The sequence below is a fragment of the Ohessyouella blattaphilus genome (assembly GCF_024721265.1).
GTDB classification, from domain to species: Bacteria; Bacillota; Clostridia; order Lachnospirales; family Lachnospiraceae; genus Aequitasia; species Aequitasia blattaphilus_A.
In genome coordinates, this window is record NZ_JAMXOC010000036.1 from 1 (window position 1) to 12,465 (window position 12,465).

10 protein-coding genes are annotated in these 12,465 nt (G+C 38.1%); all 10 read right to left on the bottom strand.

Features of this window, described 5'->3' with window-relative positions; translation table 11 throughout:
• Positions 1–551: hypothetical protein (locus NHH16_RS14505; RefSeq protein ID WP_262070315.1), on the bottom strand; the 551-nt coding region annotated here is incomplete at its 3' end.
• A 2-nt stretch (positions 552–553) separates the two neighbouring features.
• Complete coding sequence (locus NHH16_RS14510; RefSeq protein ID WP_262070316.1) at positions 554–1,915, bottom strand: relaxase/mobilization nuclease domain-containing protein; 1,362 nt, start codon at positions 1,913–1,915, stop codon at positions 554–556.
• On the bottom strand, positions 1,887–2,264 hold the full coding sequence (locus tag NHH16_RS14515) for a hypothetical protein (protein ID WP_262070317.1): 378 nt from the start codon (positions 2,262–2,264) through the stop codon (positions 1,887–1,889). Before NHH16_RS14515 ends, NHH16_RS14510 begins: the two co-directional genes overlap by 29 nt.
• Before the next feature lie 49 nt (positions 2,265–2,313).
• A complete protein-coding gene (locus NHH16_RS14520) occupies positions 2,314–2,664 on the bottom strand; it encodes a hypothetical protein (protein ID WP_262070318.1) in 351 nt (116 codons plus the stop codon).
• 510 nt (positions 2,665–3,174) lie between these two features.
• Positions 3,175–4,539 (bottom strand): hypothetical protein, encoded by a 1,365-nt coding sequence (locus NHH16_RS14525; RefSeq protein ID WP_262070319.1) that lies wholly within the window; start codon positions 4,537–4,539, stop codon positions 3,175–3,177.
• A gap of 1 nt (position 4,540) precedes the next feature.
• Positions 4,541–6,787, bottom strand: coding sequence for an ATP-binding protein (locus NHH16_RS14530; RefSeq protein WP_262070320.1), 2,247 nt, complete (start codon positions 6,785–6,787; stop codon positions 4,541–4,543).
• A 3-nt stretch (positions 6,788–6,790) separates the two neighbouring features.
• Positions 6,791–8,053 carry a site-specific DNA-methyltransferase gene (locus NHH16_RS14535; RefSeq protein WP_262070321.1) on the bottom strand — a complete coding sequence of 421 codons (1,263 nt, stop codon included), beginning with the start codon at positions 8,051–8,053 and terminating at the stop codon, positions 6,791–6,793.
• Between the two features lie 124 nt (positions 8,054–8,177).
• Positions 8,178–9,764 (bottom strand): CHAP domain-containing protein, encoded by a 1,587-nt coding sequence (locus NHH16_RS14540; protein ID WP_262070322.1) that lies wholly within the window; start codon positions 9,762–9,764, stop codon positions 8,178–8,180.
• A gap of 28 nt (positions 9,765–9,792) precedes the next feature.
• Positions 9,793–12,216, bottom strand: a complete 2,424-nt coding sequence (locus NHH16_RS14545; protein ID WP_262070323.1) for a VirB4-like conjugal transfer ATPase, CD1110 family — start codon at positions 12,214–12,216, stop codon at positions 9,793–9,795.
• On the bottom strand, positions 12,216–12,465 hold a 250-nt coding region (locus NHH16_RS14550), incomplete at its 5' end, for a hypothetical protein (protein ID WP_262070324.1). The genes NHH16_RS14545 and NHH16_RS14550, both read right to left, overlap by 1 nt.

A 12,465-nucleotide genomic window follows, 5' to 3' on the forward strand; every position in this document is an offset into this window, starting at 1 on the left:
TGCTCTGCTTCCGCCTTTTTAAGGTATGAAAAAAGACCCTTTCCTTGGGCCTTTGACTTTTTACCTTCTCTTAACTTAAGTGGTTGTGATACATGGATTGTCTTCCTATTCTTTACTTCTTCTAACTGACCCCTTAGCAGGTCAATGACCTGATCCTTTGCTTTCAAGGCTTCCTTTTGCGCGGCCTGCTGCTGAGCATACGCGGACTCAAATTTTGTTTCAATCACCTCCCTGATTATGCCGCTTTCCTTACTCATACCCTCTACTTCTTTTTCTAGCTCTTTTAGTTTAATCCCTAGTGGTTCTAAGTTGACTAGCTGCTCCCGCAAGTGATTACGTCTAAGAACTTTGATCCCTTCTGCACCAGCACCTTTTTCGACTGTCTCTTTGATACTGTCAATTGGTACCGCATCTAATAGTGATATAAGACATTCGTGTCTTAACTGCCACTGGGTTATTTCTTCCAATAACTCTCGTCCTTTATCCGTAACTCCTAGTCCCTGGGCAACGGTTAACTGGACGTCCTTAATATCTTCTACTCGTTTGCTCAATCCTACCTCCTTTCGAGCACTGGTGTGATAAGCATTTCTCTAACTTTATTTCCCTCACCATCTTTACTAAGTCGCCGAACAATTGCTTTCTCCTTCCTAACATCGTTTAACTGGTTCTGAACCTCTGCAAGGTTTTCTAGAAGCAAATCATAAGAAACTTTCTCTTCAAGGGCTTCTAACTCATCAATCACTTCTTCTGCCAAATCATCTTCCCTAGAAACACCTTCCAGTAATCTTACTAAGGATTTGTATCTTGAAGCTTCCGGCTCTTCAAGAATCGTTTTTAGGTTACGTTCCTTCTCCTTTAAGAGTCGCTCCTGATCCAAGACTGCCGCTAGGCGTTCTTTAATAGCCGTTGGCGCCCGGATATGATTACGAATAATATACCGACATTCTTCTTGAAGCTTATCCACCTTAAGCAATTCTCTTCGGACTTGATGGCTCTTCTTGTCATATCTAGAAAGAGTTCTAAAGTTGGCCAACCGAAACAGATTCCCTACTTTTCTCACTTGATAGCGTGATAGTTTTCTTTGTGTTCTGGCAAAAGACATAACCCTTGCCCTGTTTAGCCTCGGCGTGTAATTGGGGCGATATGCTAGTTCCACCTGGGCAATCTTCTTTTTAATTCCTGCAATCTTATACTCCTCTCCCAGGCGAAAATCGCGACGGCCTTTCTCACTTCCGGGAGCGTAGTAGGTAATGTACTCTCCCTCAGAACGAGAATTCCCCATGCGAAGCGTATATCCTAGCTTTTTCATCTCCTGAAGGTACTCTGAAAAGTCGCTTGCTTTACTGGAAGCGTAATTGATATCATCCTTAATAATCGTTTTCCAAGTGGGACGTCCTCTTTTTTCTGCTAAATGCTCTGCGTAGTGTCTACCTACTCGCTCTTTTTCATAGCTCAGTTCTTTAAGACCATGCTTTCGACAAACCATATCTGTAATTGGCTGAATGTGTTTTTCCCAGTCTCCCTTTCGGTACTGATACTTATAACCACTGGTCCGGGAGACCGAATTAAAGCTTATGTGACCATGAATATGGGCGTGATCATTATGAATGGCAAAGACATAATCGTAATGATCACCTAAAAACGCTTCGCAAAAATCCCGAATAACCTCATAAGCCTTTTCTTCATCTACTTCTCCTGGTGCAAAAGATATAACATAATGATAGGCTTTGCGCCCGTCTAGTTTTTCGTATATCTTTTTGGTTCTCATAAAGTGATTGTAGACTTCCTCGGGCTCATTTCCTGAATTGCCGCCTACCCACAAACCGCCACTGGTTTTGCTTGACTCTAAGATGTAAACAAGGCTGTTATAGAGATGTGAGGACTGCTTAAGATGCATCATCTTTGTTACCGCCATACACGTTCTCCTTTTCTTCTATCTGATTCTGGTATTCCTCAAGCTTCGTGCAAAAATAGGATAGCTCCGTTATAAGAGCTTCCCTATCATACACATTATCGGATCTCCGATTAATCCTGTTAACGAGAAACCGAAGAGCTGTACTAAGCTTTCGGATCTGATAAATAAGCTCCCTTGTTTCCTCTGCTTCATACTCCTGAGACACCGAAAGGACTTTGGCTCTAATATAAGCGCTTAGATTAACGGATCCTGACTGGGTCTTACTCTTATTATCATGACTTGCTAATTCCTGAAGACGCTTTTTCTCTTTGCTTGTTAGGCGAATAATAAGGGTTTCCTTTCTTGCCATCTAAATCTTCCTTTCTGTATAAAAAAAGAGAACCTTTTCAGCTCTCTACCTACGTCTCCGATTCTAAATCTCCAAAAAGCAATAGTTCGTCGATTTCGTCTCGCGTTAATTGCCGGCGTTTTTCAGCCGGTTCCGTTTTAAAATCGCCTTCGCTCTCTGTCGCTGAACTAGAAATATCCATCCGACCAACCTCTTCCTTAAGACCTGCTATCATGGATTTTAAATCTATTAACTCCCCCTTAAACTCTGAGACCTCTTGTTTTAACTGCTGGATATAAACCAGCTCTCTTAAGGCATGACTTATGTAATTACTTTCTCTTGGAAAAGCCACCTTATCTCGAGACTCCAATAGTTCAATCACTTCATCTTCTAACCGATACTGCCTTCTTAACGTTTCCATCGTCCTTGCTCCTTTCAAAAACGGATTAAAAAAGAGAACCGGCATTCATCGCCAGTTCTCCGCTAATATTTTGTTCACTTTGCTAATTCTAAAATATCACACTCTTTTTTTGCCGTCTACAGTCATTTACTTTCAGTCGCCTTTCGGAGCCTTTTCCAGAAAAACGTCGCTGATTTAGTTTCATAATTGCCAGCCGTTTCTGTTGCCGCAGTTACTCCTTTAGCGTTGCCACAGTTACTCCTTTTCGTTGCCGCAGTTACTCCTTTAGTGTTGCCACAGTTACTCCTTTACGGTAATATCCTATATGCAAGATACGTATTTTGTATATACAAATACCTCTTGTTAGGGGGGATATCCCCTAAGACCCCTTAGTACAAATAAATACTTTATTATACCAAACTTAGTCTTAACCAAACCCATTTCCGTTTCCTACGTAATTGACAGGTTTTGTGATTAATAAACCTACAATTGAAAGGCAGAAGTTCATGACTCCTCACACCTTTTTAATAGCTATTCCATTACTTCAAAAATTTCTATTGGGATTGGCATGGTTCCTTCTCGGTTTATATATTGTGTGAATTTCTGTTGGATTTTTGTGATATGAGGCGGAAGAATCCGTCCAATTCGTTTATCTTTATATTCATGATAGTTTTTAATATAAAAACCCACTCTTCCATCTTCATAATTGAATTTGAATTTTATCAAGGCCTCACCTGCTACACATGATATTAAAGCTTCATTTTTCTTTTCTAACAGCTCACCTTTATTATAAAAAGTTTTATTTCTATATTCTTTTACCTTTTTGTTGAATTGTTTTAAACGAACCGAATCATTAATAATATCCTGTAATTCTTTTATCTCATACTTGTCGTTTCCTATCACTAAATTTCCATTCTCATTTAGTACAATATCATCCGTAACAATTGTTTTGTGTTTTTGCTTAGTGCCTTTGATACATAGCATTTGAATTTCACCATCTCTAGTGGTATCTACTCTAGCTAAATCACATTGAGCCTGCACACATAAAAAATATGTGCGATTATCATCTTCCTTATACAAATCCCCTGTATACAATTGTTTAGGAACGGAATCACCATAACTAACATATCTTTCACCCTCGACAATCCTAATAAGTTCTTCCTTATTATAATTTTGCTCTTTAGTGAGAAACTCCTCGTTAAAACTATATCCTGAGATTCTATTTTTCATATTTGTGGTTATAAACTCTCCAAACTCATATTCATTTTCTATGCTATCATTCTTAAGTTGATTCCACATAATGGTTACCCAATTTGAAGAACATCCATACATGTCTAAAAAAAGCTGATTCTTTGCTGCCGCAACCACTTTATCCCATTCCTTCAATACATATGCAGATGGCATACTTTTTAACCAATTTTTTATTTCGACAAATAATTCATCTGCCGACAACAAATCTCCTTTTCTCTTCAAAAAAATTCTATTGCTTTCTCCCTTTGACCATAAACCTTCCTCTTCTAAACTAGATTCTATCTCACTCAATCCTTGATTGGTAAAGATAAAAACCGGCACAAATATTTTAGAAAGCAAGTTTCGAATAAAGCTTATTAATTTTCTCTTGTTATCTTCTCCTAGGGCCTCTGGCATCATTACCGTTTCTGTCGGATCGTAAGAAACCTCTTCTTCTGGAAACGTCATATAATCCCAGTCAAAAACTATAAATGCTGAGCTTGATAAAGAGGGGATTATTCCCTCATCAGGAATATTCGTATATGTAGCCACGGGTATATCCTGGCTTTTTATCTCCTCTTTAATTGTATATATATCTGATTTTGGATTTTCCACTTCATCATCTATTATAACAGCAATTCCTTTTAGTAATTCTTTTATATCCATTTTATTCCTCCCGTGCAAACTCTAAAACAAAGTTTGCTCCCGGCAACACTTTATCTTTCTTAAATTCAGCTAATTCAATCCTATAATCATATCGGTCCAAAAGCTGCTTTGCAATATATAATCCAAGACCACGACCATTCTCGCCTTTCCCTGAAAAAAAAGCTTCAAATATGTAATTCAAGTCGTCCGCATTAATTCCTGGTCCATTATCAGAGAATATCACCCTTTGCTCATCGCCGTCCAATATAATCTTGATCTTTTTCTCACCATTTATAGTTTGCAACCAATAAAATGCATTATCAAACAAATTGATGAATACTTGTAATAATACTGCATCTGTTGTTTTAACAACCAGAGGAGAACCCTTAGTCTCGATACTGCATACAATTGATTTTTCATTAAACGATTTTTTATAAAAGTAAAAGACCTTCTCGACAATTTCTTTAACCCGAATATTTTTTGTTCTATTTTTCGTTGACGGAAACAATAATTGAATATTTTTTAACTGTGCTTCAATCATTGATAAACTTCCCCGTACCACGGTTAGCTGGTTTATCAGATAGTCTTCATCCAAAGCAACTCCCGAAGATACATCACTAATCAAATCATCTTGTTGCTTAAGAGTTCTATTCATTAATAACATTATATCATGAGATGCTGTTTCGATAGAGAGGCCAACCGCTGCAAGATTTTCTGTTTTTCTAATTCTCTCTTCTAAAACTCTTTTTTCATTAGAGTAGCTTTTCTCAAAAGTATTCAAAAAACGATTTATTTCAACGTTATTTTCGTACTTATCCTTCGCGTTCTTTATTAGTTCTTGCGGTTCTCCCTTTTTAATTCGGTCAAGCTCCTGTTTATTCTTTTTATTTATGAGATACTTTGCGTAAGGAGACTTTCTAATATATCGTAGCACAATTTGCAAAATAGCTATAAAGTCACTTAAAGCTTGACCATCTTCAATTAATCCTTCTCTATTAGTTTTATCCTTAAGCTTTGGATTCTCCTTCTGAGAAATATTAACATACCCTACAACTTGATCATTGCTTAAAAAACTACTTGCACTTTCGGTTCCTCGTGTTACATCAATTCTTAACCAATCATCTTCTGGGTCTCCATAAGGCATGACGCGTATCCCATCACGATATAAATATATGCGATGTCTTTTAATCATCTCCTTCTCATTCTTATCAAGGGTATACTTCGTTTGATCATCAAGCGTACTATTAAAATCAAAAACATAGAATTCGAACTCAAATCTCCCACACTCCGTTTTATAGTTTGGATTTTTGTTAAAATAATCACGAAATATCTTTAGCCCGTTTAATTCCGAATCATGAAACGAAAACTTTAACTGTTGACCATTTATGTTAAACTGGATTATGTTTCCATCAGGTTTATATGAACCCTGAGTAATTTTAAAGACTGACTTATTGTTTAATAATTTAATTAGTTCCTTTTTATATTTTGCGCTAGATTCATATAACACTTCATCTTTATATATCCAAATACTAAAATCATCCAGCTCATCCTTAGAAAAAATAGGCTGAAGTTTTCCAATATCCTCTTGTATTTTTTCGACCTTTTTCACACTCCAATTGGCCTTTAAATCAGATATTTCTATAATCGTGCCGTAGGGTTTTCTCCTTTTTTTCCTTGCACCAAATGAAATGTCTTTATCGACAATCTCTCTTGGTTCTCGTTCTTCTAGCTCAACTTCTAAATTATCCAAATACAACTCTTTCTCTTTACCGCCTTCAGTAAGAAAATCGTCATCATATTTGCTAAAATTATATGTTAATACATTTTCAAATTGCTCTCCTTCATCAATAAAAGCCCCTTCATCGTTTTGTAACTGTCGTCTGGTTTTAATCGTGACATTCCTGCCCAATTTAAATACAGCAAATCTTCCTATCCCCTTCTCTCCTTGTAAAATTCTCCTTCCTATTTTTTCACCGTCGTTTTGCTTTCTCTTTCTATTTAACTTATCGGGAGTTGCGGGATTCAACCAATGCTTTTTCAAAATTTGAGTATTCATTCCGCACCCCTCGTCTTCTATTCTTATACAAGAGTCTTTAGTAATAAAAAAATTTTCATCAAAATTTATGAAACTCACTTTTACCCAATCCGAGTCAGCGTCATAGCTATTTTTAATCAACTCCACTAAAGCAATAAGTTCATTTTTGATAAGCTGATCACCTAACATTGTTATAAGTCTTGCATATGGTTTTATTTTTAGTTTTTCACTCATATATCATTTTCTCCCACTAATAATCCATTCTTCATGATATATTTCACGTTGAGTTTTATCTGAAGAAAATTTCCCTGTTTCATCTCTATAGGGTATACAAAGTTTATTTGATATCTTTCTTTTTGTTGCTTTAATATATCTAAAATTTGAATCTCTAAGTGCTTCAATAAGATGTTTCGAGTTTTGAATCTTTACACCTTTATATTCCGTATCGCCGATAACAAAAAAAACCATTCCCTTTTCACTTACCATCTTTTCGCATCTTTTAACAACCTCTTGCATATCCGAGTAATATCTTATGACCGACCTAATCTTGGCCTTTGGAACAGCGTTCTTTTGAAGTTCTTTCACAATTTCACTACCTGTTTTGTTTAACGCTCTCGTGCATATACTTATTTGGTCGCTATTATACACACTTCCTATAGAACCCTTTCTCAAATCCTTATAATCCTCAGTAACACCTAACCACAGCGACGATAATTGATGTAAATCTGCATACTCGTAAGATGTTACATACGGCGGGCTTGTAATTATCAAATCCACCTCTGGCAACTTATTGGCCTTAAGAAAATTTTGATTCTTAATACTTATCTTACCCTTGTACTTTTCACCTTCTAGCTCTAACACCGCTCGGAGGAATTTATTATATTGAGTCGTAAATGCCTTTTTTGCAGATACTACTTTTTTATTTGGATCTATCTGAGGTTTTATAGATTTTGTTAACCAGCGGGATGTAGACTTCAGAATTGAAGAAAAAATACACAAAAAAGCTTTCCTATATCGGCCCTGAGGAGTATTGTTAATTATTGAGTGTTTAAGTTTGTATAATTCTTGATAGCTCGTCTCAGAAAACCAATATTTCAATCTTTCATTAGCTTCTTCATACACATTTTCTCTTAATTCGAATTGTTCTACATTTTCTATCACATTCCTATATAATTCTTCCAACTTACCAGCTTTATAATCCGCACTTTTTGCTTGAGCAATTAATGTGGCAACAGGGTTAATATCATATCCACAAAAATTTTTGTTATGCAATTTCGCCTCAAGAGCAACCGTTCCACAGCCACAGAATATATCTGAAACAGTCTCTACCTTCACTCCCTCTTCCTCTGCATATTCAAATGCCTTTTTCGCAATAAATGCTGGAAATTTTGCAGGATATGAGTGTATCGAATGCATTAACTTTTCATCTTCTTTACCAAAATTCCATTCATCATCCACAATAATTTTACTAATATCTTCTCCTAATACATCAATCATCATCTATCACCTTCCTCCTTAAAAAGCAGAAAAAATAAGAAAGCTCCTTAACTTTATAAGTATACCATATTTATACAAATATCATCAAATACTGTTTGCTAATAAATAGCAAACGGCTATCACACTTCTATATTTCCCCTCTGCTGATAGGGCTAAACTTCCAATACTTCCCCTTCTTATCACTTCTAACCACCCTAGACCGCCACTCTGGATGAAAGCCAGTCGGATGCTTACTAGTCCCGTACCAAGAATTCTTATCTACAATAAACTCCACCACACAAGCACCATCTTTGTGACCGTATTCATTACACCCTGGATCACTTTGATTTTTAATATCTCCCACCACAGTCTTTATTACCTCCCCATTTGCTAACGTCCAGTCAATATAGTCACCCACCTGTCCAAACTTTGTGGTGCAGGCAATTACGTAGCGACCATCAATGATTCCAAACCCGTCTTTATCAAAGCGCATACCTGCCGTCTCTCGCAGCTGATATTGCTTAGAGCTAGGCGATGTAATTGTCTGCCACCCCATATAACTATAAACAGTACCATAGGGTTCTGGTATCTCGACACTATTATTCTCAGGATAGTCAGGACTTGCAAACCCACTTATGCTACTGGTTTTTCTCGAATAAAAGTTATTAGTCACTTGACTTGCCGTATGATAAGGCATTCCTGTCGAGCTTCCACTGTTTCCCTCAACCGTCTCTATCTGGTCCTTGCTTTCGTCATAGGACACTACCAGTCCGATGTGACTCATACCATTTTCGAAGTAGACAAAGTCCCCAGCTTTTGGTTTGTAACCACTATCCTTTGTATGATATTGATTCCGTACCTTAAACCAAATGCGACTGTTACTTACGGAAGCGGTCTTAGGGATAATCTGCTGTTCAATATACCCACATTCTTTTCCACACCAGGACAAAAAGATTGCGCACCAATCTGCATTCATGTCGTACCACTCTTTATACTTCTTTCCTCCTATATTTCTTGAAGCCATTGCATACTCTTGTCTAGCCACCTGTACAATCGCTTCGGCTCCACTTCCCTGATTCTCTGTTACGCCAAGCACCGCTGCGATTACTGTAACCATGACAACTAGGGCTATAATCGTGGGAACCAGAAACATCGCTAGAGCTGAGGTTGCCCCTGTCACAAAGGTTGTAACTACCGCCACGATTCCAGCATCGCGTGCTGTTTGATTCTCTGAATGATTACTTTCCTCTATCTGAAGAATATGTGAGCTCTCTTGATTTTTTATCTCCCATTCCTTGCCAGCTAAATGCTCTTTAAACTTATTTGCACTCCTTTTTAACGCCTCGTTTCCTACGCCACCCGCCCCCGCGCTAATCCCTTTACTGATTCCCTTTGCTGTTGACTTTGCGGAATTGCTTATCGCTTTCTCAGATATTCCTGTCGTAGGCGGCTTTGACTTAGAGACAGTTGTTAATTCCCGGCTTTGTGGTATTCGGATTTGCTTTCTATAAGTTTCTTTCTTCCTTCTACTAAGCCGATTCCACTTCCTGAGTTCTTTAGGGTTTAAACGATTCTTGATACCTCGATCTTGCTCTTCGTATTCTCTATCTGTTTCATTCAGGCTATTTAAGCTATGATTAAAAGCATGACTAGCCTTCGAAACCGCTAGTAGCTCTGAAAGAATTGACTTTTTATCTACTTCTATCTTCGTTTCTCGTTCTTTATTTATCTGCATATAGTTCCTTTCCAACCAAAAAAAGCCGCTACTCTAAGCGACTTTCTTTGGTTTGCTTCTCAGCCTTTGCTAAAAAATTAGTGTCAAATAGATCAAACAGAGGATTGTTTCGGTTGATCTCGCCATCTAAAAGGATGACTTTCTTCCCCCAGACCATAACCCCGTGGCCTGGCTTTTCTTCTGTAAGACTTAAAAACTCCGTAGTACTTAATTCCTGTATTTCTGCAAGAGCTGCAGCGTCCACCCCGCCCTGATCAAAAAAGCATTTGTATTCACAATTGGAGAACACATCCCGGAGATCCGGATTTTCTATGGCTCGCTTTAAGTTCTGTAGGGCTAACGTGCATATACCACCATATTTCCGGAAGGTGACCACGCTTGATAAAAGCATCTTGGCACTGGTCGGACGCTGACATACCACTTGCGCTTCGTCCACAATAAAGTGAGTCGCCCTTTGAATGGATTGGTTATACTCCATTCTTGTGGCTAGGAAATTCATGATGGTTCCCATGACCGGCTCCCACATATACTCCGGTACATTTTTTATGCCAAAGCAGGTGAAGCGATTATCGATTTGAAAATTAGTCGCTTTTGAGAACATGTTGTACTTCCCTTCCGTGTACTCTTCTAAAGAATTGTAAATGACCCGGATGAGTTCCTGATCTCCTGCTGTGGTCGCTTTCTCCATCTCTTGCTTTAACTTATTCCGCAAAATCCGAAGGGTTGGTTGGTTCTTTAAGTTCTTCCTACTAAAGGCATCGTTATACATGAGCCTTACGCAACGGCCGATAATAGAGATATGTTCCTGAGTAACGGTTATATTGTTCATCACCGCTTCACAAAACATGGTGGCATATGTGGTCATATCGGTAACAAAGGCACTTTTGGTATTCTCATCCCCATAGAAGACTTCCTCCGGGATCTCAAATCCGTTCATATAAAGATTGCCTTTTGGAGAAAAGTCTAGGTACTGGCCACCAAACTGAGGGCAGACAAGAGCCATCTCATCTTGAGGATCAATCATCATCACATCATCGTCTGTAGCTAACAAAGTCTGAGCAATTTCTGTCATCTTGATACTGGTCATGGACTTTCCGCTCCCTGTATGACCTACGATAATTCCGTGGGGGTTTTTGAGTTTTTTTCGATTTGCTATCACTGCACGCTTGGTGGTTTTATTAAGACCGTAGAGAAAACCATTCTCCTCCTGAATGTCTTGGGCGTAATAAGGTTGGAAAGCAATCACTGAACTGGTTAGAAAGTTGCGCATATGGTTCACCTGTCGTCCCCCATAGGGCAAGGCCGTGTGCAAGGCTTTTAATTGCAAGAAATCATAGGTATCGAACAAGACGCCTTGTTCCCTTCCTATGCTCATTACACTCTTCATTCTCATGGCTAGTTTATCTTCTGTTTCAGCCGTCAACACCACAAGTAAACCAAGAAAGAAGCCGTTCTCACTGTTTGCATCCACTTGATCTCGGTAACTTTCTAATTCATCTTTCGCTTTCTCTTTTCGATAGGAAGGAGAAAGACTCTTTCTACCAGCCTTTGCTTTGGCATCCATCTCCTCCTCAATTGCTCGTTCATTGTTGGTATGAGCCGATGCAAGCTTATCTTTTAACGTGGTCCGGTCAACGGGAGCATAGTCAAGAGTCACCATGCTAGGATACCCTAACTTGGAGATGTTATGCATGATCTCGTCACTAATAGAAGAGGAAAAATCGTGACCAAAGAGAACGGTTATGTATTGTTCCCCAATTCTCATAAAATTACGCTCCTGCTCAAGACTAGCTGGTAATACCGTATTGCGTAGGTCACCATTTTGAAGATATTTAGAAAAGCTTTCTAAGTTATTCTCCTCACAGAAGAAAAAGGATCTTAATGCCATAAATCTTTCTTTCGCATCAAGGCGATGAAGGTTACTACTCCAAATCTTAAAGTTATTCATTAACATAGTGTCTAAGGTATTGAAATAACTTTTCGCATCCTCAAAAGTAGATGCTTTACAAGTAATCGTCAGGTAGTTTACCTGATGAATATCTGTATTATCGCTAATTAGCTTTTCTTCCTTCCAATTATCAATTCCTTCTTTGATTAGAGGATACTGGTCTCCATTTCGGTAATGAAATATGCGTTCTAAGTACTCTTTCATATTCCGGTACTCATTTGCTTTGGTAAGTTTAAAATCTACATTCATCGAGTTCAGCCACTTCATAAGGCTCTGTAAGATGGCTTCCTTCTCTTCCTCATTCTTATTGGTATAATTCATATCCTCAAAAACATAACATCTATCGTAAAGCGTTAGATTATCGCCTGGCTCTAGTTTAAAGATTCCATTCTGGCGATACTCTGTGATGTTAAGGCTTTCTCTAATGTTTCTTGGACACTTTACAACAGGCTTCGTTAGTTCTTTTCGTTTTGCAAAACGACTACTGCCCATGAATATTCCCATTATCGTATCCTCCTCTTCTTCCGTTTTCTATCTTTTATCCTTGGGTATTTTAATTCATATGTTCTGTAGTACCTGTTGTTCATCTCACCTAGATCCGTTGTTAAGATATTGGTCTTTCTCATATACCGATAATGTCTTATTAAACGCCATAGATTATGCCCCTGATAGGTGTAGCAGCCAAAGGCTACAACGATTGCGCCTATAGGCAATACGATATAAACACAAACCGAAGGGCTTAAGTCTGTTAAA

Excerpts from the sequence above, each read along its gene's own strand:
- NHH16_RS14525 (WP_262070319.1), bottom strand. The coding sequence starts at position 4,539 with ATGGATATAAAAGAATTACTAAAAGGAATTGCTGTTATAATAGATGAT.
- NHH16_RS14520 (WP_262070318.1), bottom strand. The coding sequence starts at position 2,664 with ATGGAAACGTTAAGAAGGCAGTATCGGTTAGAAGATGAAGTGATTGAA.
- NHH16_RS14545 (WP_262070323.1), bottom strand. The coding sequence starts at position 12,216 with ATGGGAATATTCATGGGCAGTAGTCGTTTTGCAAAACGAAAAGAACTA.
- NHH16_RS14535 (WP_262070321.1), bottom strand. The coding sequence starts at position 8,053 with ATGATGATTGATGTATTAGGAGAAGATATTAGTAAAATTATTGTGGAT.
- NHH16_RS14540 (WP_262070322.1), bottom strand. The coding sequence starts at position 9,764 with ATGCAGATAAATAAAGAACGAGAAACGAAGATAGAAGTAGATAAAAAG.
- NHH16_RS14515 (WP_262070317.1), bottom strand. The coding sequence starts at position 2,264 with ATGGCAAGAAAGGAAACCCTTATTATTCGCCTAACAAGCAAAGAGAAA.
- NHH16_RS14510 (WP_262070316.1), bottom strand. The coding sequence starts at position 1,915 with ATGGCGGTAACAAAGATGATGCATCTTAAGCAGTCCTCACATCTCTAT.
- NHH16_RS14530 (WP_262070320.1), bottom strand. The coding sequence starts at position 6,787 with ATGAGTGAAAAACTAAAAATAAAACCATATGCAAGACTTATAACAATG.